Raw genomic sequence first — 20,971 nt, forward strand, 5'->3', positions numbered from 1 at the left:
TTTTCTCGCGGAATCGAGTGCTTTTCTCGCGGAATCGAGTGCTTTTCTCGCGGAATCGAGTGCTTAACTCGCGAAATCGAGTACTTTACTCACAGAATCGAATGCTTTTCTCGCAGAATCGAGTACTTTACTCGCGAAATCGAGTACTTTACTCACAGAATCGAGTACTTTTCTCACGGAATGGAGTACTTTTCTCACGGAATGGATACTTTACCCACATAATTCGGTGATTTACCCACGAATCCTAACAGATTACCCATATAAATCTGAACTTTACCCATGAAACCCAGCAAAATACCCATATAAATCTGAAATTTACCCACGAACTCGAGAATCACAACTAGAAAAGTCCAAAACAAAAGGGAGTTACCCATTCCCCAATGAGTACTCCCCGTTAAAATATCCTAAAATCCTGTTGAATCGGTGCCAATTATTGACCACGGCCAAGTCTAAATCCTAAACCAAATCTAGGGCCAAATTCCAAATTCAAATCGAAAACCAAATCAAAATCCAAGGTCAAATTCAAATAAAAGCCCCAGACCAAGTCCATATACAATTCAAATTTAAAGGCCAAATTCAAATTTCAATGTCAAAGAAAAATCCAGATTCAAATTCAATTTCAAGTCCAATTTCAGGCCCTAATCCAAACCCTATATTTAGTTAAATACTTTATCCTTAAATTGTGCTAATTTCTCAAGTGATGATTTTTCCACATCTTGATGTAGGCTATTGCCATGTGAATCCATTGTTACAACAGCTTTGAAGTTTTTAACCTTTAAATGCCACATTGCTTCTGGAATACCAAACTCCATTAAGTCTACACCTTCGACAGCTTCAATACATTCTGCATAGTATTGGGCAGCACCGCCAATTGCATTTAAATATACGCCGCCATGCTCTTGTAAAGCTTTTAACGTTTTTGGTCCCATACCGCCTTTCCCCATTACTGCGCGGATACCAAATTTTTTCATAATATCCCCTTGGTATGGCTCCTCACGAATACTAGTTGTTGGACCAGCAGCTTTCACATGCCAAACACCTTCAGAATCCTTTAACATAACCGGACCACAATGGTATACAATTTGGCCATTTAAATCAACTGGTGCGTCATGCTCCATTAAATGATGGTGAATGGCATCGCGACCTGTGTACATTCTACCATTAATTGAAACAACATCGCCTACTTTTAATGAACGAATCTGTTCTTCAGTAATAGGTGCTTCTAATACAACCTCACGAGTTTCGTCACTAGTACCACCAGCCTTAGCAGCTTCCTGTTGCAACTTAACAAAGTCAACATCGTCTCCTTCAGTGTAATGCCATTCTGTAATTGCACCCGTTTGCGGATCAAGCTTCACACCTTGTCGACGGAACGCCCAGCAATTATAAGCAACTGATACATAGAAGCTTGCTGGGATGCGGTTTGAAACCCCAATCTTGCAACCTAGTAAAGTTGTTTCGCCGCCAAATCCCATTGTACCAATTCCTAATTTATTTGCATTTTCCATTACATACTCTTCTAATTTACGTAAATCTTCATTAGGATTTACATCATCACAATTTCTAAAAAGTTGGTTCTTTGCAAGCTCATATCCAGATGTACGGTCCCCACCGATTCCAACACCAATAAAACCAGCTGAACATCCTTGTCCTTGTGCTTGATAAACAGAATGCATAATGCACTTACGAATACCGTCTAAATCACGACCAGCACGGCCTAATCCTTCTATCTCACAAGGTAAACTGTATTGAATATTTTTATTCTCACAGCCGCCACCTTTTAAAATAAGCTTGACATCTATATAATCATTTTCCCATTGCTCATATTTGATGACAGGTGTACCTTCACCAAGATTGTCACCGCTGTTAGCACCAGTTATGGAATCAACTGAGTTGGGACGAAGCTTACCATTTTTAGTTGCTTCCGCAATAGCTTTTCGAATAGCAGCTTTAATTTCTAATTGATTTACACCAATCGGAGTTTTGACAACAAATGTTGGCAACCCAGTGTCCTGGCAGATCGGCGATACATTTGTATCAGCCATAATAATATTGTTAGTAATTGTGTCTAAAGACATTGCTGCTCTTGTCCCTGCACTTTCACTCAATTTTGCTTTTAAAATTGCGCGTTTTGCATCCTTCGGTAGCTTTGTGGATGTTTCAACTACCAGCTCGTACATACTTTCATACAATTTTTCCATTACTAAATACCCCTTTCCCCTCTGCTCCTATTTATTTGGCTAATGCTATTCCACCAAGCAAAAAAGTAGAAATTTTTATCCTATCGGAAGTAAACAGCATTAATTCTGATAGTATAAAAATTCCGAATTCATTTAAAATACTACCACACCCTATTATAATCCTTGTCACTTTTTTACGAAAGTAGACCAATCAAAAATCTTATAAAACAAATGATTTGAACAACATCTTATTAGCTTTACCTACATTGAATATTCATAAGAATTAGTCCCTGAAGATTCCTACGTAAAGATGCTATTAAAAAATTCTATCATCAAATGTTACCGATCTTGATAATTTAAGCTAACCTAAAGTAAATATTACCAATCTGGTCTAAATTGGTTAATTTTATCTTGAATATCATCAACCATTTGTAATAGCTTATCAATATCTTCTACATCCGCTTCCTCAGGTTCAATCGATTCCAAAACCTTTAGGAGAAGATTCATACGATTAGTTAACCATTCAATTTGTGACTTTTTATCGTGAATTGCTTTAGACATCGCTTTTCGCTCCCTTCATTTCTAGACTAATAGTAGCTAATATTATGTAATTTGACAATGATCGATTCATAGCGAGATGTTCATCCAACACACCTCGTACAAAAAAGGATCATGTATGGATGGCCACCCCACATGATCCCCAGTAAATTAAACTTTTTTGATAGATGGGCCTAGAAACGATGCTAAAAATCCTCGCGGCAAGAATCAAGAGCTAGGCTGGGCTAAACCATAACTAACAAATTACCTTCCTTTAACAAAAACGCTTACAAACAGTGGCAGTCACGATGCTGGCTGGGCTAAACCATAACTAACAAATTACCTTCCTTTAACAATGCAACAATGCGCTTACTGACAATGACAGTCACGATGTAGGCTGGGCTAACTCATAACTAACAAACCAAACACTTTAATATATTATCTAGGTGTATCAGCAGTAATAAATTTAAACGATAAATGATCTTGAACTGGAATCCAAGCTCCAATGCCTTGTTGAGTTACATTTTTCACCTTTAACTTTGCTTTACTTCCTTTTAATTCAAGATATACTTCCCCAAAGGTAACCTTCCCTTTTTCATTTACCGCAGGTGCATAAGCATACAAATAACCGAGCTTTTTGGGGGCAATATTATACACCTGTTCCTTTTTCGTACCTTGTCCAATAACAGTGTCAAACGCTAATGGAAGCTCGGTTTTTTTCATTGCAGTAAGCATCATCATTTTTTGAACTTCTTCTGCGTTATTAATTCGAGACGTTAACCCACCTTTGATTACAGACTCCTGCTCCTGTAAATAGTGAAATTTATAAGGAGTTTTTCCACCACGGTTATCATACTTATTTGTATTGGCAGGCTTATACTCCCAATTAATATTCGTTTCCGTTGATTCATAGCTTAGTGGCCATTGGCCAAGATAAATGGTTGCACGGTAACCAATAGCTGTTGGTGTTGTATTAATAGAAGACTCATTCAAGATTCGAATAAGGTCAGGATTCTCAATTGGTACATCCGATGTTTCAAGAAGCTCTTTTGTTAAATCACTTGGCTGTAAGTATGGTAAATCTTGAGTAGGATTCGGATAAGTATTTTCTTTCGAAATATCGAGCACAGAATCCGGGACTTTTACATTACCAGATTTATTGGACTTTGATTGGTCCGCATTAATTGGAGAATGTTGTGTAAATATCGATAAAATAAGGAGTGAAATTAATATTAAACCGCTACGTAAAACTTTCACTGTCTTTACCTCCTTTACAGTAATTACTTGTATTTTTTTCGATTTACAAGTTGTTTATCCACTTGGGATATTAGAAAAATATGGACATACCAAAAAGACTTAGACTAAAATTGAGAAAGTTTATTGTCGGACTTACTTAGTTTATTCATCCAAAATTGACTTTTATTGTAGGTGGGCGTCCATTTATTGTCCTGAATCAATTTTTATTGTCCGGAATCATATGTTTATTGTCCAAATTCATATGTTTATTGTCCAAATTCAAATGTTTATTGTCCGACTGCCATATTATGGTAAAAATAATACGCATATCCACTACCGCCGTTAGTACAGCAACAAAATAAAAAGCACCCGAAAATTTTATTGCCCTGAATCAATTTTTATTGTCCGGAATTAAATTTTTATTGTCCAAATTCAAATTTTTATTGTCCGGAATTAAATTTTTATTGTCCGGAATCATATGTTTATTGTCCAAATTCAAATGTTTATTGCCCGACTGCCATATTATGGTAAAAATAATACGCATATCCACTACCGCCGTTAGTACAGCAACAAAATAAAAAGCACCCGAAAATTTTATTGTCCTGAATCGATTTTTATTGTCCGGAATTAAATTTTTATTGTCCAAATTCAAATTTTTATTGTCCGGAATTAAATTTTTATTGTCCGGAATTAAATTTTTATTGTCCAAATTCAAATGTTTATTGTCCGACTTCCATATTATGGTAAAAATAATACGCATATCCACTACCGCCGTTAGTACAGTAACAAAATAAAAAGCACCCCAACTGCCACATTATGGCAAAAATAATACGCATATCCACTACCGCCGTTAGTACAGTAACAAAATAAAAAGCACCCGAAAAAGGTGCTTATGCTTATAAATATGTTTAAATGTTAGTTTTTAATCTGCATACTTTTTTCAAAATCTATAGCAAATAAAATCCGATTCCCATTATTGCATATGCAGCCAATAATGTAGCACCTTCAAACCAGTTCGTATCACCATCATTAGATATTGCAATTGTTAGCAATACAGCTGTGACCATTGATATAAGCTCAGATAATGTAAACACTAACGGCATTGGTGTTGGGAAAAGTAATGATATTAATACGAGCACTGGAGCTACAAACATTGCGACTTGAAGGGTTGAGCCAACAGCAATTTCGACTGCAACATTCATTTTATTTTTATAAGCCATTATAATCGCTGAAGCATGCTCTGCTGCATTTCCAACAATCGCAACGATGATAACCCCGATAAATAACTCACTCCATCCAAATGTTTCAGCTACTGCTTCAAATGAATGTACTAGCTTTTCCGAAACGTAAGCAACAGCAACTGTTGCGGCAAGCAATACAGCTAGCGCCTTGTTTCGTCCCCACTCTGCTTCCTCATGCTCATGAGCTTCGTCACTTTTATGCTGATATACCCCACGGTGTGTGACTAGTTTAAAGAAAAGAGCGCTTAAATATAATGTAATTAGTATTATGGAAATTCCTGTACTTAGCGCAATTTTCTTCTCTTCGATCATTCCTTGTGAAAACACCTCCGGAATGACAAACGCAACAATTACAGCAAATACTAAAAGACCAGAATTATGACGGGCATCATAAACATTAAATTCCTGACGCTTATATTTTAGTCCCCCTACAAAAAACGATAACCCTGCTACTAATAATAAGTTTCCTAGGACAGATCCAGTTAATGATGCTAGGACAACCCCAACTAAACCAGCCTTTAAAGCAAATATAGAGATAATTAACTCGACTGCATTCCCAAACGTTGCATTTAACAAACCACCAATCCGCTCACCAGCCACCACAGCTAAGCTCTCTGTAGCTCTTCCCATATAACCAGCAAGCCCAATTATTGTTAAACAATATACGGCAAACATTAAGATAGTCGGCATGTTTAGCATACTACCAACAACTGAAAACGGTACTCCAATTAAAACGACGAGAAAAAATATTTTATTTACCATCTTCTATATCCAACCTTTCTAATTAAAAAGTCAAACTACTATTATTACAATTAATAAAAAATAGGATTTTACACATTTACCATAACCATCAATATAAAACATTATTTGTAAAAAATAAAGTACTGTAAAAAATACAAATTGAACACAAAAAAATACAAATTGACTACAAAAGAAAAAATTTTTAAAAAAGTAAAACTTTTATATTCACAAACATACCCCTTTAGGTATATAATCGAAAATATATGTCAAAAGTGACAAATTAGTGACAAAAAGCGACAAAGGGGGCTTTAAGGGATGGCAAAGATTGTCATTTTGGGTGCTGGGTTTTCGGGACAAACTGCTGCGTTGTATTTACGTAAGAAATTAAAAAAGGAACATGAAGTTATTGTTGTTAATCCATGGCCACGTTTTACGTATATTCCTTCATTAGTATGGGTTGGTATTGGCCAAATGGAACCTGAACAAACAATGTTTGAGCTTGCACCGGTTTTAAAGAAAAAGGGGATTAAGTTTTTACAAGCATGGGCACGAGAAATTCATCCAGATGAACAATATGTAGTAACAGAAGCAAATGATGGGTCAGGTGAAATTCAAAAAATTGAATACGACTATTTAATTAATGCTACCGGGCCACATTTAAACTTCGAGGGTACTGAAGGTTTAGGACCAGATAATGGTCACTCTCATTCTATTTGTAATATTCATCATGCGAAGATGGCAAGGGACGCTTACTTGAAGACAGTTGAAAGAATGGAAAAAGGGGAAAATGTGAAAATTCTGATTGGTACAGGTCATGGTCAAGCAACATGCCAAGGTGCCGCATTAGAGTATATAACAAATATTCATAGTGACCTTGTAAAACGCGGATTAAGAGATCGCGCGAAAGTTATGTGGATTTCCAACGAACCTGCGTTAGGTGACTTAGGTGTCGGCGGTATTTACGCAAAAAAATATGGTTATATTATGAAATCCGAGCAATTTCTTAAATCGCTATTTGCTGAATTTGGTGTTTACCATCAAGTTCAAACTGCAGTAACAAAAGTAGAAGCTGGTAAAGCAATTTGGGAAAATTACGCAGGTGAAGTTGGGGAAACTGAATTTGATTTCGCGATGTTAATTCCACAATTCCAAGGAACAAAAATTAAATATGTTAATAAAGATGGTGAAGATATTACATCAAAATTAACAAATCCAGGCGGCTTTACGCTTGTTGATGGTGGTTACGGGAAGAGCTGGGGTGACATAAAAGGTTCTGATTGGCCTTCAACATATCAATCACCAATCTATTCAAATATATTCGCTGCAGGAATTGCATTTGCTCCTCCAGGGTCTATTTCCAAGCCACATGTAACAAAAAATGGAACAGTTATAACTGCAACTGCTCCTAGAACTGGAATGGCTGCTGGGATCATTGGTAAGGTTGTAGCTTTAAATGTTGTGGATATGATTGAAGGAAGAACACCTTCACACCAAGAATCAATGACTGAAATGCCGGGGGCATGTATTGCATCATTAGGAAAATCTATTTGGAATGGTTCCGCTGCAACAATCTTAATGTATCCTGTAGCTCCTGATTATGACAAATACCCTGATTACGGACGGGACCTTAACGTGTGCGATTTAGAGGTCGGCCTTGCAGGCGCTTGGATTAAGCGATCATTACACACTGCATTTTCATATAAAATGAAGGGAAATCCCGGCTGGAGTATGATCCCAGAATAAATTATACAATACGAATTTACAATTTCGTTCGTAGGAAACTTTTACTTTTATATGAAACGACTTAAAATATCATTTTTTCAATGAAAGGTGGATCATTTATGGAGCTTATTAAAGAAATGAAACCTACAAAAAGAACTTTATTTGCACGACAATGCAAAAGCTATCAATTTATACGCTTTGTATCATTAAATTTAAGAATATTAAAAATTGCTTTATTCCCACCACATCAGAAACATTAATATCAATAATGTATAAATCTCAAAGGCTGACTTTTGTTAGCCTTTTTAATTTGCTTGTCTTCCAATTAAAATACTTGTACGATAGTTGCATTAGGCCCAAACCTTACTACCGATGGACTCTCACTTAGTATTGACAATAAAGAAATAACTAAAAAATTAAACAAAATACTTTTGCTGAATTGCAGTAACGAACAGGAGTTTTAGTAATGTACAACCCTAACAGACGATTTTGGATATTAATAAGTATTGTTGGCATTTCCGGTTTTTCTCAAGGGATGTTATTGCCTTTAATAGCTGTTATTTTTGAAAACAGTGGAATTACATCAACATTAAACGGATTCCATGCTACTGCAATGTATATCGGTGCATTAATTTCATCACCTTTTATAGAGAAGCCTTTAAGGAAGCTTGGCTATAAACCAATGATTGCAATTGGAACATTGTTAATTATTATTTCGTTGACTGTCTTTCCATTATGGCAAGCATTTTGGTTTTGGTTTGTATTACGATTAATAATCGGAATCGGTGACCAATTACTTCATTTCGGAACACAAACATGGATAACTGCTTCATCACCAATCCATAAAAGAGGACGAAACATTGCAATTTACGGCTTCTTTTTTAGTGTCGGCTTTGCTACTGGACCGCTAATGACTAGATTCGTATCTATACATACATATTTGCCGTTTTGGATTGCGGCCGGGATTAGTTTAATTGCTTGGCTCCTATTATTAACAATAAAAAATGAAATACCAGATAAAGATGATAATGATGTAGATGGGAAAGAAGATACTTCATTTAATCGTTTTGCTAAAGCATGGAAGTTAGCTTGGGTAGCTTTTCTACCACCATTGGGATATGGATTTTTAGAAGCCTCTCTTCATGGGAATTTCCCTGTATATGCTTTACGAACAGGAATTAATGTTGATCAACTATCGATCATATTACCAACATTTGCAATAGGTAGCTTGCTAACTCAAATGCCGTTAGGAGTCCTCAGTGATATCATTGGACGAAAGAAACTATTGCTGATAATCATGTTTGGAGGCTTTACAACATTTATGATTGCCAGCATATTTGAAACAAATTTTTGGGGATTATTTATTTGTCTTTCAATTGCTGGGATGCTAGTTGGTTCAACATTTTCACTTGGACTTAGCTTTATGGCTGATTTATTACCGAAAAATCTTTTACCTGCCGGTAATATCTTATGTGGTGTTTGTTATAGTATCGGTAGCATTATTGGTCCTTTCATCGGAGGTTTATATATTCAATTGTTCCCTAATGGAAGTTTCTTTTATGTAATTAGTACAGTTTTACTTCTTATTTTTATTTCACTTGTCGCATTTAAACAAAAAGGGTTAAAACAAGCTGTCCATTCACCACAACCGTAATCCTGCAATGACAAGACTGGGCAGCTTTTATAGGTTTAGCCTATTTTTATTTTTTTCAAAAATATATATTGACCTTTTTCTGTTTACTGTTATATAATACAAATAACAATAAAACACTGTATTAATACAGAAAGTGGAAAAATAAATTTTTAGGAGGAATTAATAATGAGTCGACAAGAACGGAAAAACATGATCGATTTTATTACAAAAAACAGAGAGATTCACAGTGAGAAGCTTATGTATATGACTGATGATGAAATCGAACATATTTATAACAGTACGTATTATCATTTTGAAGAAATTATTGAAGGGTAAATCGAACGGAACTCCACCTAAACTGAAAATAGCGCAAGCACCTTCGTCAGCTCCAATAGAAAAAAAGCGCCAAGCGGAAAAATGCCTCCCGGCTTCAAGCGACAGAGGCATTTTTTTGTTTTCCAGTTTTAGTTCGATTTACGATAATAATTCCACTTGTAACAAATATTAATCCTAGTAATACAAACATATGAATCGTTTCACCCAATAAAAGTGCAGAAAGCATTACTCCAAAGATTGGAATAAAGAATAAATACATCGATACTTTTCCTACTTGATTATATTTCATCACATTGTTCCAAAGGATAAAGCCTGCTGCTGATAAAAATGATAAATATAAAAGCATCCAAACAGCATCAACTGAAAAATGCAAAGGTGTAAATCCTACAAACATTGCGCCAGCAGCTATTAAACCGATAGCACCGAAAAGCATTTGATAAGCGGTTAAGTATGCTACATCCATCTTTCCACTGCCGTTTTTGGCCAAAATATTCCCTAATGCACCAGCCATCATTGCGATTAACAAACAAAATTCACCTAATCCAAATTTAAATTCAAAGGTTCCACGTGTTAGATTCACAAGGACAACTCCAGTAAAGCCGACAACAAGACCTATTACCTTCTTCCAGTTCAAAGCATCATCTTTATACATAAAATGGGCAAACAATATTTGAAAGAATGACGTTGTTCCAGCGATAATTGAGCCTTGAATTCCCGTACTTAAGCTTAAACCAATATAAAAAAATACATATTGGATAAAGGTTTGGAACAAGCCGATTTTCAATAGTGGCTTAATCGTTGCTTTTTTATATCGAGCATTTCTTTTCGTGAGTAACATAAAAGCAATGATAAATAGTCCCGCTAAAAAAAATCTGTAACCCGCAAATAATAGCTGTTCTGCTGTTTCATTACTTCGAATGGCGAGCTCGTCATAGCTTAATTTAATGACTGGAAAAGCACTACCCCAAAAGAATGTTGCCAGCATTGCAGCAATAATTACCCCATACTTATTTGTAAAAAACTTTTCCGATGTCAATACTACCCTTCCCCTCCCGCAATTTAACCTCTAAGCTTTTATTTTATACCATATGCTACATTACAAAAAGCAAAATACTTTTCAGTAGAAAAATTTGTAATTTTCATCTTCCCATTAACAATGAATAATGATATACTCTTTTTATAATTATTCTAATTTATATTTTATAATTATTATAAACATACTTCTGCTGAACTTAAAATAAATATTGATTTGATAGTGACTATAATTATCAATTAGAAAAAGGAGAGAAGAAAAATTGGACTTACAAATAAGTCGGACTAAAAATCATTCTCAATTAGATACAGAGCAAATGCCCATTATTCATAAAATAACGGAGCATATAGAACTTATCGCAGCTTTTTTCAGCGGAGCCCTCATTTTATTAGCATGGATATTTTCAAAAAATGGCTTTGATTCTTTGTCTATTGGTTTATATATTAGCGCATTCCTCATTGGTGGTTTCGCTAAAGCAAAGGAAGGCATTGAAAATACAATTAAAGATAAAGACTTAAACGTAGAAATGCTCATGATTTTTGCTGCAATAGGTTCTGCCATTATCGGTTATTGGGCAGAAGGTGCAATTTTGATATTTATATTTGCACTTAGCGGCGCCCTTGAAACATACACAATGAATAAAAGTAAACGGGAAATTTCTAGTCTTATGAGTCTTCAACCTGAAGAAGCGCTAAGATTGACTAAAGAAGGTGAAGAAGAATTAGTTACTGTATCTTCCTTAGTAGTTGGTGATCACATCCTCGTAAAACCAGGGGAACGTGTTCCAGCTGATGGCGAAATAGTAAGAGGAGCGACAACAATTGATGAGGCCGCAATTACTGGTGAAGCCATTCCTGTTACAAAAAATGTGAATGATGATGTTTTTGCAGGAACTGTAAATCTAAACGGATCGATTGTTGTTGAAATAACGAAGCCTAGTAGCGAGACATTATTTCAAAAAATCATAACATTGGTACAAACTGCCCAAAGTGAAAAGTCTCCTTCGCAATTATTTATTGAAAAATTCGAAGGTACTTATGTCAAGGTTGTCCTACTTGTTGTAGTACTAATGATGTTTTTACCACATTATTTGCTAGGCTGGAGCTGGACTGAAACCTTTTATCGCGCAATGATCCTACTTGTTGTTGCCTCACCATGTGCACTTGTTGCTTCTATCACTCCTGCCACTTTAGCCGCCATCACAAACGGAGCAAAGCATGGAATTTTGTTCAAAGGTGGGATCCATTTAGAAAAGCTTGCAAGTCTACAAGCGATTGCTTTTGACAAGACAGGTACCTTAACTAGAGGAAAGCCGGTAGTCACAGATGTTATTGTTGCAGAGGGGATAACCGAAGAGGAGCTATTAACAATTGCAGCATCAATCGAAAGTCATTCCACCCATCCGCTAGCTAACGCCATTGTTGATTATACAAAGAACAAATATAACTGTAAGCTCGAAGAGCCTACTTTGTTCAAGGATATTGCAGGTTGGGGGATTGAGGCTACAGTATATAATAAGCAATGGAAATTAGGTAAAAAGGGCTTTATGGAAAAAAATGAAGCAGAAGCTTTTCAAGGTACGATTACAAAAAAACTGGCCAGTGAAGGTAAATCAATCGTATACGTACGAGACGAACAACGAATCCAAGGATTAATCGCTTTGAAGGATACCGTTCGTGACATTACAAAACAAGCGATTCAAACACTGCGGAATAGTAATATTCAAACTATTATGTTAACAGGTGACAGCACAAAAACAGCGGAGGCAATCGCTATGGAAAGTGGGATCGATGAGTACATTGCTGAATGCTTACCTGAAAATAAAGTGGATCATTTGAAAAAACTTCAGGCAAAGTATAAAGACGTCTGCATGGTTGGTGACGGGATCAACGATGCTCCAGCTTTAGCAACTGCAAACGTTGGCATTGCAATGGGAGAAGGTACCGATGTTGCTCTTGAAACAGCTGACATCGTACTTATGAAAAACGATCTTACGAAAATTTCTGAAGCAATTATCTTATCAAAACGGATGAACAAGATTATCAAACAAAATATTGTATTTTCTATCTCTGTTATTATGCTATTAATCGCTTCAAATTTTCTTCAACTCCTAGATCTTCCTTATGGAGTTATTGGACATGAAGGAAGTACAATTTTAGTAATTCTCAATGGTCTTAGACTTTTAAAATAAGTCAAAACTTCCCTCATCGAAGGCCGCTTTTACCTCGATGTGGGAAGAAATTTTATCCTAGATGTTAGACTCTTTAACTAGATTATATTTATTTTTTAATGGAAGTTATTCTTTTTATTAGCACTGCTGGATGTTTTGTGCTTTGTATTGCTATGATTTTTCTTTTGATTTTTACCCATTATCTTCCCCTCCTAAAATGGACATGAGTGAAAGGATAGGATCACTTTCACAACCTTATTATATTCCGAGGGTTACTATTCATATTTATAAAAGTAGTCCAGCTTTGGAATTATTTATGATATGGGAACCTATTCATTCGCAAAATAGCATTAAGCTCCCCCCCTAAAATAATAATCATCGCTGATAAATAAAACCAGATCATTAGAACTATAATTCCACCAAGACTTCCGTATGTTGCTGAATAATTACCGAAATTGGTTACAAAATAAGAGAAAGCAAATGAGACCAATTGCCATCCTATCGTCGCAACAACCGCACCAGTCCATACTTCTTTAAAACGAAGTCTTTTATTTGGTGCTAGAAAATACAACACAGCCAGAATGGACACCATCACAAAAAAACTGGTTATGATCCGAAACGTATCCCAAATAATCATAAAGGTGTTAGCCATTTCAAGATGTTTAATAATAAACAAACCAATCGCTTCTCCAAAAACCTGTAATAGTAAAGCAACAATGATAACAAAAATCATACCAAATGTTAGAAATATGGCCATTAATCTCGAAACAAAAAACGTTCGACTTTCCGTAACGTCATAAGCTCTATTCATCGCACGTATAATTGCATTGACGCCGTTTGAAGCAGACCAAATTGTCGCAATTACCCCAAAAGAAAGCAAGCCCCCTCTTTTTTTCTCGAGGATCATTGCTAAATTAGTTTCTATTAATTTTATCGTATCTCCTGGTGCATAGCGATGAACAAGTGAAAGAACATCATCCTGAGAAATTGGCAGGAAACCGATTAAGGTGATTAAAAATAGTAAAAATGGAAATAAAGACAGCAGAAAAAAATAAGCTAATTGTGCAGATAACCCAATTACTTCATCATGATTAAAGCGGTATAACAGCTCTTTTGAAAATTCTCTCACATTCATGACTTTATGATCAGTCATTTAAACACCTCACAATCATTGGTTGTTAACCAATTTTTAACAATCAATGATTAAATCCTTTCCTTATCTCTTACTATTTTTATTAGTGATATTTTGTGTTGATGCTGTTATATCGTTCACTTTTTCTAAAATATAATGGATATCCTCGGTAAACTCTTCTATTCTCATTCTTGCAGCAGCAATATTTTCTCCAATATCTCTTCCTATTTTTGCTGGATTTTTAGCAATACTCCACACCTTTTTACTACAGCTTTTTACATTTTCAACTGCTTTCTCTCTAGTATCACGATCAAGTAAAGAAATCGCGGCACCTACCATTGCACCAATTAACATTCCATTCACTAATTTACTCTTTTTCGCCATACCACAACTCCCCTTTTATCGTTAAATAAATACTTATTATTTATCACCTAAAACCATTAAAAACGTTACTACTACGATTATCGTACAAAAATTGCATCTTTCTAATATGTATTACCATTTTTTATGAATAAAATCACTATTACCTACATTATATATAACAATATCATTTCAAAAAACTATTCTCCCGAAAAAATTATAAGACTATTCACAAAGTTATGACTGTTGTTGTATAATAATTTTATCCATTACCATAATGAAGGATTTTAACGTATTTTTATTATTCTAATAAACCTTTATTTAAATGATATTGAATAAATATAAATTCACATTTATATTTATTAATATAGCTTTTGTTAGATCTCTAATTGATTAATAACATATTAGACTTCTAACATATATAATTTTTGTTTAAATATACATATTTAAGGGGGAGATCAAATGAAATCTAAAACTATTAAGTCATTTCTTTTATTTTTGGCACTGACATTTGTAATGATTGCGGCAGCATGCGGCCAATCACAAACTTCTACTACAGAAGAAGCACCTGCGAACGAACCAGCTGAACAAGAACCAGCTGCAAAGAAGAAACTATTAGTTGGAACAGACGCTGCATATCCACCATTTGAAAATATTGAAGCTGGAGAAATTGTTGGCTTTGATGTTGATCTCATTACTGCTGTAATGGAACAAGCTGGTTACGAATTTGAAATTCAACATACTGGTTGGGAGCCACTTTTCCAAATGGTCACTAACGGTTCAGTTGATGTAGGTATTTCAGCAATTACAATTACTGAAGACCGTCAAAAAACGTATGACTTTTCAACACCATATTTTGAAGCATCACAAATGATCTTAGTTCCTGAAGGATCAGACGTGAAAAATTACCAAGATTTAAAGGATAAAGTAATTGGTGTTCAAAATGGTACAACAGGAGACTTTAAGGCTCAAGAGCTACTAGGCGAGAAAAGCACAGACATTAAGAAATATGAAACAACTCCATTAGCAATTATGGCAATGATTAATGGCGAATCAGAAGCAGTCATTGCAGATAACGTTGTTGTCCAAGAATATGTTGCAAACAACCCTGATGCAAAGGTTGTTGCGATTGAAGATCCAGATAGTTTTGAATCAGAATATTATGGATTAATGTTCAAAAAAGGAAATGATAGCTTAAGAGAGGAATTAAGCACTGCAGTTCAGACAGTTATTGATAATGGAAAGTATGCAGAAATTTATAAGCAATGGTTTGGCTATGAACCAGATATTGAAAAGTTGAAGCAATAATTGACAACGTAATAAAAATTGCGTAACGCAGCCGTTACGCAATTTTTATTCAAAATAAAGGAGTAAGCATATGAATTTCGATTGGAGTATTGTAACAGAATATCTTCCCTTCTTTCTAAAAGGAACGCTTTGGACAATTGGCATGTCTATAACCGGTATCCTAATTGGCTGCATCTTGGGCTTATTTATTGCTCTTGGTAAAATGTCATCTATCAAAATAATAAACTTACCTTTTGTATGGTATATTAACTTTTTTCGTGGTACCCCGCTTTTAGTACAGCTATTATTAATCCATTTTGGTGTAGTTCCAATTTTTATGACACCAGCAAATCCTATAGTATCTACAATTTTAACCTTATCATTAAACTCAGCAGCGTATGTAGCTGAAATCTTTCGTGCAGGTATCCAATCAATCGATAAGGGGCAAACAGAAGCAGCTCGTTCCTTAGGAATGTCGAATACACAAACGATGAGATACATTATTATTCCACAAGCATTTAAGCGTATGATTCCTCCACTTGGAAATGAATTCATTGTACTTTTGAAAGACTCTTCACTCGCTGCAATTATAGCAGCCCCTGAATTAATGTATTGGGGAAGAGCAGCTGTGGGGCAATATATGCGAGTTTGGGAAGCGTATTTAACAGTTGCATTAATCTACCTCGTATTAACACTCTCACTAACATATCTACTTAACTATATAGAAAAGAGGGTGGCAACGGAATGATTAAAGTAAAAAATTTAAAAAAATCCTTCGGCTCACTAGAAGTTTTAAAAGATATATCAGTTGAAATAAAACCGCAGGAAGTTGTCGTAGTGATAGGTCCTTCTGGATCTGGTAAATCAACCTTTCTTCGTTGTTTAAACCTTTTAGAATCGATTACAGATGGACATGTATTAATTGAAGGCATTGACTTAGTTGATAAAAAAACTGATATTAATAAAATTCGTGAAGAAGTTGGCATGGTATTTCAACAATTTAACCTATTTCCGCATAAAACAGTTTTGGAAAATATCATGTTAGCTCCTATAAAGGTTAAAAAAGTCTCTCCTGAAGCAGCAAAACAAAAGGCATTAGCCCTTCTTGAGAAGGTTGGTCTTCGGGAAAAAGCAGATGTATATCCTGATTCTTTGTCCGGCGGACAAAAACAACGAGTTGCCATTGCTCGGGCGCTCGCAATGGAACCAAAAATCATGTTATTTGACGAGCCTACATCCGCTCTTGACCCCGAAATGGTCGGTGAAGTCCTTGAGGTTATGAAACAGCTTGCCAAGGACGGTATGACAATGGTTGTTGTGACTCACGAAATGGGGTTTGCTCGTGAGGTTGGAGACCGCGTACTGTTTATGGATGGCGGTTTTATTGTTGAAGAAAATGTTCCGGTTGAACTTTTCAACAATCCACAACATAATCGAACAAAAGCATTTTTAAGTAAGGTGTTATAGTAGTTTTTATAGATTCTCCTCATTCGACTGGGTGATTTAGTAGTTCTAGATGGTGCATAATTTTATTTACTATACAAACCATATTTTTTTGCAGGAGGAGGAAACAATGAATGGAAACATCTTTTACTTTTATGGATTTGATCAATAAGGTAAGTGGTTGGATTTGGGGGCCGCCACTGCTGGTATTAATTGTAGGAACAGGTATTTTCCTGACAATTAGATTAGGATTTTTGCAGATTACAACTCTTCCATACGCGCTAAAGCTCGCTTTTAGCAAGCACCAGGATAAAAAATCCGAGGGTGATATCTCGCATTATCAAGCACTAATGACTGCATTAGCTGCTACTGTTGGTACAGGTAACATAGTTGGGGTTGCAACAGCAGTAGTGTTGGGGGGACCTGGTGCTGTATTTTGGATGTGGCTTTCCGCCCTTTTTGGAATGGCAACAAAATATGCCGAAGCCATTCTCGCTGTCAAATACCGAGTAGAAGACGAGAACGGCGAAATGTCAGGCGGTCCAATGTATTATTTAGAACGTGGCTTAGGGCAGAAATGGCTCGGAGTCCTATTCGCCTTGTTCGGTGCAATCGCAGCATTCGGGATTGGCAATATGGTGCAATCAAATTCCATTTCCGATGTAGTGGAAGCTACTTTTCATATTCCCACGTGGATTACTGGCGCAGTTCTAACAATTTTTACTGCTCTTGTTATTCTTGGCGGAATTAAAAGTATTGGTAGAGTAACAGCTTTCTTCGTTCCAATCATGGCCATTTTTTATTTAGTCGCTGGCCTAATTGTCATGATTATGAATATTAGTGAAGTCCCTGCTGCTATCGGTCTTATTTTCTCTGATGCATTTACCGGTAGTGCGGTAGCAGGCGGTGCAATTGGTGCTGTAATTCGCTGGGGTGTTGCTCGCGGTGTTTTCTCAAACGAGGCTGGTTTAGGTTCTGCGCCAATCGCTGCCGCTGCAGCCAAGACTGACTATCCCGCTCGCCAAGCTTTAGTATCCATGACTCAAGTATTAATCGATACAATTGTAATTTGCTCGATTACTGGAATCACGCTAGTTATGGGTGGTATTTATAAAGACGGACTAGTAGGGGCTGAGTTAACATCAGCAACATTCGAACAATTTATCGGGTCACCGGGGCCACTTATCGTAGCAATTGGTTTAGTGTTCTTCGCATTTTCAACAATCCTTGGCTGGTCTTATTACGGTGAAAAGTGCTTCTCTTATCTTTTTGGTAAAGCAACAGTAAAATATTATCGTCTTGCCTTCGTAGCAGCTGTATTCATTGGCGCTGTTTCTACACTAGATGCAGTATGGGGAATTGCTGATATTATGAACGGACTAATGGCCTTCCCTAACTTAATAGGTTTACTCGGATTATCAGGAGTGGTCGTTCACGAAACTCGTAAATTTAGAAAAGTAATGCAAGAAGAAAAAATGAGGCAAAATAGCTAATCAATATAGAAAATGATTATCGGTCCAAATCATATAAGTGATTTGGACTTTTTTCTTGATTGTAAGAGTCGTAAAAAAAGTTCTATAATAGGATAGTATAATAGAATTCTTTTTTATTAAGGGGATTTTCACATTGACGACTGTTACGAAAGAAAGAATTACATATTTAGATATTTTTAGAGCAATCGCTATTTTAGCAGTGATTGTTATTCATACGATCGCCCAGCCTGTTACATTATTACCAACTGATTCAGCGATATACCCCGCTTATATTAGCATTTATGCATTAGTGCAATTCGCAGTACCATCGTTCATTTTTCTTAGCGGTTTCGTGTTATTTTATAGCTATGAAAGCAGATGGAACTTAGCCACTTGCAAAGCATTTTTTAAAAAGCGTATTTTATTTATTGTTATACCTTATGTACTATGGTCACTTTTTTACTTTTTAGTATTACAGCTAGGCTATAATCAAAACCCTTTTACACATATTCCTAACTTTCTGCGTGACTTATTAGTAGGGAAAAACTATACACATTTATATTTTATTTTCATTATCATTCAATTCTACATATTATTTCCTGGTTTTATGTACATTCTTAAACGTTTTACATTTATACGTAAATATTTAATATGGATTGTCATTTCAATTCAATTAATCTATTATCTATTAAATTTATCAGTTTTTAAGATTCAAGCAACTGGCAGCTTCTTTATGACCTATCTTTTATTTTTCTTATTAGGAGCATACATTGGATTACATTATAAGGATGTCATTGAAAAGATTAGAACACATTCGAAGGTGTACTTATTCCTAAATACGGTTGTTGCCATCCTTGTTGTGATTAAATATTACCTTCGCTATACAATTCCAGGTTATGGTCAAGCTTGGATGCCTTATGCAAATTTTGTTTTATATTACTCGTTTGTTCCTTTAACTTGTATAAGTATACTAATTATATCTAGATGGTTACATGATCATTTTCAGGCAACAAGACTAGTACGAACACTTACATCATGGGGACAAGGATCGTTCTTAATTTACTTCGCCCATCCATTTATATTGCTCGTATGGCGGCACTTTTTTCTATCTAATGATCCGATTGGCTATCATATAACTATAATTGTAGGTGGAATTTTATCGTTACTACTATCATGGATTGGTTATATAATTATCAAAAGATTTAGCTGGTCGTGGATTTTCATGGGAAAATAAAGAAAATGAAACGAAATTAAATAAAAAGCTTATGCAGAGATTTTACATCCCGCATAAGCTTTCTTCATCTATTTTGTTTGATTTCCTCATAAATTTAACAATACATGAATCAATTTTGAGTTTCGTGAATTTTGCTTATCTTCTCTTCTATATTTGAACGAATCTTATCTACGACAGTAAAATCCATTGCGGCAATGTAAATAGCTTCTAACTTATCATGAAGCTCTTTTGCCTGTGCTAGATGAGATATACCCTCCTTCATCTTCTCTGAGTATCTAGACTTAATTTCATTGATAGAATCTGCGTATTTTTCATCAGTTCCATTATTTATAACTATTTCGTACATATCAATAATTACATCATGATCTCTTTCCGGAAAATGCTCATGTGGTGCTGTACTATCAAAGATTGCAATTCCAACCTCTCTTACAATTACCATATCTATACTGTTCGGATCAAAACCACAATGATAAATTTCAACATCAAAACCACGTACTTCAGCTTCTTTCGCAATTTTCTTTAACATCGTCGATTTGCCACTGCCAGCTCTACCCTTTATAAAAAAACGATTCGCCACATTTGCCGTTAAGTTTTGGATAAAGTCAACCGCCCCTTTTGGTGTTGCTCCACCTAAAAAACGATGTTTTACATTTGGCTGTTTATTTAAGTTTATTTGGCCAAAAAATAACTGAATCAACTCCTCTGTCAGTTTATTAGCTGCAGTAAAGTCCATATTTTTTATATAAATTTTTTCCCATTCATCATGTATTTTTAAAGCTTCGGCAAAATTCTTGTATGCAGATTGAAAAGCATTTGAAATCTCGTTCGAGATCCTAACAATTTCAGATTTATTAGCTAATAACCTATTTGAATCCCATGCCTCGCCAAGGTTTACATATTCCTCAATTGCTCCCGGAGCTTTTGGTTCGATAACATGTGGCGCAGTCCCATCGACAATTCCTACCTTTAACTGCCTAATAATAACCCCATCAATCGAGTTATTATCAGAGGAACAATGTAAATATTCAATATCAAAGTTTTTTTCAAGCCAATTCGCACCAACTTTTTTCATCAATGAAGATTTACCAGTTCCAGGACCACCTTTAAGTATGAATAATCGTTCTAAGTCTTTGAGATTTGAATCATATAAACTAACAAAGCCTTTCGCCGTATTACCACTGGCATAATAGTTAATTACCGTTCCAGTCATGTAA

General features: G+C 35.4%; 19 protein-coding genes. 10 read left to right on the forward strand and 9 right to left on the reverse strand.

The window, feature by feature from the left end:
• Positions 1 to 656 precede the first annotated feature (656 nt).
• The 5 genes from D612_RS0105025 to cax form a co-directional block, all read right to left on the reverse strand.
• Entirely contained in the window at positions 657 to 2,201 is a 1,545-nt protein-coding gene (locus D612_RS0105025) for a fumarate hydratase (protein WP_017754401.1), read from the reverse strand.
• Between the two features lie 357 nt (positions 2,202 to 2,558).
• On the reverse strand, positions 2,559 to 2,741 hold the full coding sequence (locus tag D612_RS0105030; RefSeq protein ID WP_017754402.1) for an SE1561 family protein: 183 nt from the start codon (positions 2,739 to 2,741) through the stop codon (positions 2,559 to 2,561).
• Positions 2,742 to 3,155: 414 nt separating this feature from the next.
• A complete protein-coding gene (locus D612_RS0105035; RefSeq protein WP_051023157.1) occupies positions 3,156 to 3,923 on the reverse strand; it encodes a YfkD famly protein in 768 nt (255 codons plus the stop codon).
• Positions 3,924 to 4,344: 421 nt separating this feature from the next.
• Positions 4,345 to 4,713, reverse strand: a complete 369-nt coding sequence (locus D612_RS0105040) for a hypothetical protein (protein ID WP_017754404.1) — start codon at positions 4,711 to 4,713, stop codon at positions 4,345 to 4,347.
• A gap of 187 nt (positions 4,714 to 4,900) precedes the next feature.
• Positions 4,901 to 5,956, reverse strand: a complete 1,056-nt coding sequence (gene cax, locus D612_RS0105045; RefSeq protein WP_017754405.1) for a calcium/proton exchanger — start codon at positions 5,954 to 5,956, stop codon at positions 4,901 to 4,903.
• A gap of 294 nt (positions 5,957 to 6,250) precedes the next feature.
• Between cax and D612_RS0105050 the strand changes: the two genes are divergently transcribed.
• From D612_RS0105050 to D612_RS17925, 4 genes are all read left to right on the forward strand, one after another.
• Positions 6,251 to 7,678: an NAD(P)/FAD-dependent oxidoreductase gene (locus D612_RS0105050; protein ID WP_017754406.1), complete on the forward strand. Its 1,428-nt coding sequence runs from the start codon at positions 6,251 to 6,253 to the stop codon at positions 7,676 to 7,678.
• Between the two features lie 98 nt (positions 7,679 to 7,776).
• Positions 7,777 to 7,917: a hypothetical protein gene (locus D612_RS19725; protein WP_017754407.1), complete on the forward strand. Its 141-nt coding sequence runs from the start codon at positions 7,777 to 7,779 to the stop codon at positions 7,915 to 7,917.
• 206 nt (positions 7,918 to 8,123) lie between these two features.
• Complete coding sequence (locus D612_RS0105060; protein WP_017754408.1) at positions 8,124 to 9,311, forward strand: MFS transporter; 1,188 nt, start codon at positions 8,124 to 8,126, stop codon at positions 9,309 to 9,311.
• A gap of 165 nt (positions 9,312 to 9,476) precedes the next feature.
• Positions 9,477 to 9,626 (forward strand): BH0509 family protein, encoded by a 150-nt coding sequence (locus tag D612_RS17925; protein ID WP_017754409.1) that lies wholly within the window; start codon positions 9,477 to 9,479, stop codon positions 9,624 to 9,626.
• A 94-nt stretch (positions 9,627 to 9,720) separates the two neighbouring features.
• Here D612_RS17925 and D612_RS0105070 read toward each other — a convergent pair whose 3' ends face one another.
• Positions 9,721 to 10,662, reverse strand: a complete 942-nt coding sequence (locus D612_RS0105070; protein WP_017754410.1) for a DMT family transporter — start codon at positions 10,660 to 10,662, stop codon at positions 9,721 to 9,723.
• Between the two features lie 313 nt (positions 10,663 to 10,975).
• Here D612_RS0105070 and D612_RS0105075 point away from each other — a divergent pair, with 313 nt between their 5' ends.
• On the forward strand, positions 10,976 to 12,850 hold the full coding sequence (locus D612_RS0105075; protein WP_051023158.1) for a heavy metal translocating P-type ATPase: 1,875 nt from the start codon (positions 10,976 to 10,978) through the stop codon (positions 12,848 to 12,850).
• A 289-nt stretch (positions 12,851 to 13,139) separates the two neighbouring features.
• Here D612_RS0105075 and D612_RS0105085 read toward each other — a convergent pair whose 3' ends face one another.
• Positions 13,140 to 13,982: a YihY/virulence factor BrkB family protein gene (locus tag D612_RS0105085; protein ID WP_017754412.1), complete on the reverse strand. Its 843-nt coding sequence runs from the start codon at positions 13,980 to 13,982 to the stop codon at positions 13,140 to 13,142.
• A 63-nt stretch (positions 13,983 to 14,045) separates the two neighbouring features.
• Positions 14,046 to 14,345: a hypothetical protein gene (locus tag D612_RS0105090; RefSeq protein WP_017754413.1), complete on the reverse strand. Its 300-nt coding sequence runs from the start codon at positions 14,343 to 14,345 to the stop codon at positions 14,046 to 14,048.
• Between the two features lie 438 nt (positions 14,346 to 14,783).
• Here D612_RS0105090 and D612_RS0105095 point away from each other — a divergent pair, with 438 nt between their 5' ends.
• From D612_RS0105095 to D612_RS17930, 5 genes are all read left to right on the forward strand, one after another.
• Positions 14,784 to 15,629, forward strand: a complete 846-nt coding sequence (locus D612_RS0105095) for a basic amino acid ABC transporter substrate-binding protein (RefSeq protein ID WP_017754414.1) — start codon at positions 14,784 to 14,786, stop codon at positions 15,627 to 15,629.
• A 70-nt stretch (positions 15,630 to 15,699) separates the two neighbouring features.
• Positions 15,700 to 16,356: an amino acid ABC transporter permease gene (locus D612_RS0105100; protein WP_017754415.1), complete on the forward strand. Its 657-nt coding sequence runs from the start codon at positions 15,700 to 15,702 to the stop codon at positions 16,354 to 16,356.
• The gene (locus tag D612_RS0105105; protein ID WP_017754416.1) at positions 16,353 to 17,075 is read left to right on the forward strand and encodes an amino acid ABC transporter ATP-binding protein; all 723 of its coding nucleotides are present in this window, start codon (positions 16,353 to 16,355) and stop codon (positions 17,073 to 17,075) included. The genes D612_RS0105100 and D612_RS0105105 overlap by 4 nt, the downstream gene beginning before the upstream one ends.
• Positions 17,076 to 17,185: 110 nt before the next feature.
• Positions 17,186 to 18,544 carry an alanine/glycine:cation symporter family protein gene (locus tag D612_RS0105110; RefSeq protein WP_017754417.1) on the forward strand — a complete coding sequence of 453 codons (1,359 nt, stop codon included), beginning with the start codon at positions 17,186 to 17,188 and terminating at the stop codon, positions 18,542 to 18,544.
• A gap of 133 nt (positions 18,545 to 18,677) precedes the next feature.
• A complete protein-coding gene (locus tag D612_RS17930; RefSeq protein ID WP_017754418.1) occupies positions 18,678 to 19,757 on the forward strand; it encodes an acyltransferase in 1,080 nt (359 codons plus the stop codon).
• A gap of 109 nt (positions 19,758 to 19,866) precedes the next feature.
• Here the strand turns inward: D612_RS17930 and D612_RS0105120 are convergent, their stop codons facing one another.
• Positions 19,867 to 20,967: a PRK06851 family protein gene (locus D612_RS0105120; protein WP_017754419.1), complete on the reverse strand. Its 1,101-nt coding sequence runs from the start codon at positions 20,965 to 20,967 to the stop codon at positions 19,867 to 19,869.
• Between the last annotated feature and the right edge of the window lie 4 nt (positions 20,968 to 20,971).

It is taken from the genome of Calidifontibacillus oryziterrae, assembly GCF_000331575.1.
Lineage (GTDB): Bacteria > Bacillota > Bacilli > Bacillales > Bacillaceae_J > Calidifontibacillus_A > Calidifontibacillus_A oryziterrae.

Coding starts and splice junctions, on each gene's coding strand:
- D612_RS0105040 (WP_017754404.1), bottom strand. CDS start 4,713: ATGCGTATTATTTTTACCATAATATGGAAGTCGGACAATAAACATTTG.
- D612_RS19725 (WP_017754407.1), top strand. CDS start 7,777: ATGGAGCTTATTAAAGAAATGAAACCTACAAAAAGAACTTTATTTGCA.
- D612_RS0105120 (WP_017754419.1), bottom strand. CDS start 20,967: ATGACTGGAACGGTAATTAACTATTATGCCAGTGGTAATACGGCGAAA.
- D612_RS0105110 (WP_017754417.1), top strand. CDS start 17,186: ATGGAAACATCTTTTACTTTTATGGATTTGATCAATAAGGTAAGTGGT.
- D612_RS0105090 (WP_017754413.1), bottom strand. CDS start 14,345: ATGGCGAAAAAGAGTAAATTAGTGAATGGAATGTTAATTGGTGCAATG.
- D612_RS0105095 (WP_017754414.1), top strand. CDS start 14,784: ATGAAATCTAAAACTATTAAGTCATTTCTTTTATTTTTGGCACTGACA.
- D612_RS0105025 (WP_017754401.1), bottom strand. CDS start 2,201: ATGGAAAAATTGTATGAAAGTATGTACGAGCTGGTAGTTGAAACATCC.
- D612_RS0105050 (WP_017754406.1), top strand. CDS start 6,251: ATGGCAAAGATTGTCATTTTGGGTGCTGGGTTTTCGGGACAAACTGCT.
- cax (WP_017754405.1), bottom strand. CDS start 5,956: ATGGTAAATAAAATATTTTTTCTCGTCGTTTTAATTGGAGTACCGTTT.
- D612_RS17925 (WP_017754409.1), top strand. CDS start 9,477: ATGAGTCGACAAGAACGGAAAAACATGATCGATTTTATTACAAAAAAC.
- D612_RS0105030 (WP_017754402.1), bottom strand. CDS start 2,741: ATGTCTAAAGCAATTCACGATAAAAAGTCACAAATTGAATGGTTAACT.
- D612_RS0105100 (WP_017754415.1), top strand. CDS start 15,700: ATGAATTTCGATTGGAGTATTGTAACAGAATATCTTCCCTTCTTTCTA.
- D612_RS0105075 (WP_051023158.1), top strand. CDS start 10,976: ATGCCCATTATTCATAAAATAACGGAGCATATAGAACTTATCGCAGCT.
- D612_RS0105085 (WP_017754412.1), bottom strand. CDS start 13,982: ATGACTGATCATAAAGTCATGAATGTGAGAGAATTTTCAAAAGAGCTG.
- D612_RS0105060 (WP_017754408.1), top strand. CDS start 8,124: ATGTACAACCCTAACAGACGATTTTGGATATTAATAAGTATTGTTGGC.
- D612_RS0105105 (WP_017754416.1), top strand. CDS start 16,353: ATGATTAAAGTAAAAAATTTAAAAAAATCCTTCGGCTCACTAGAAGTT.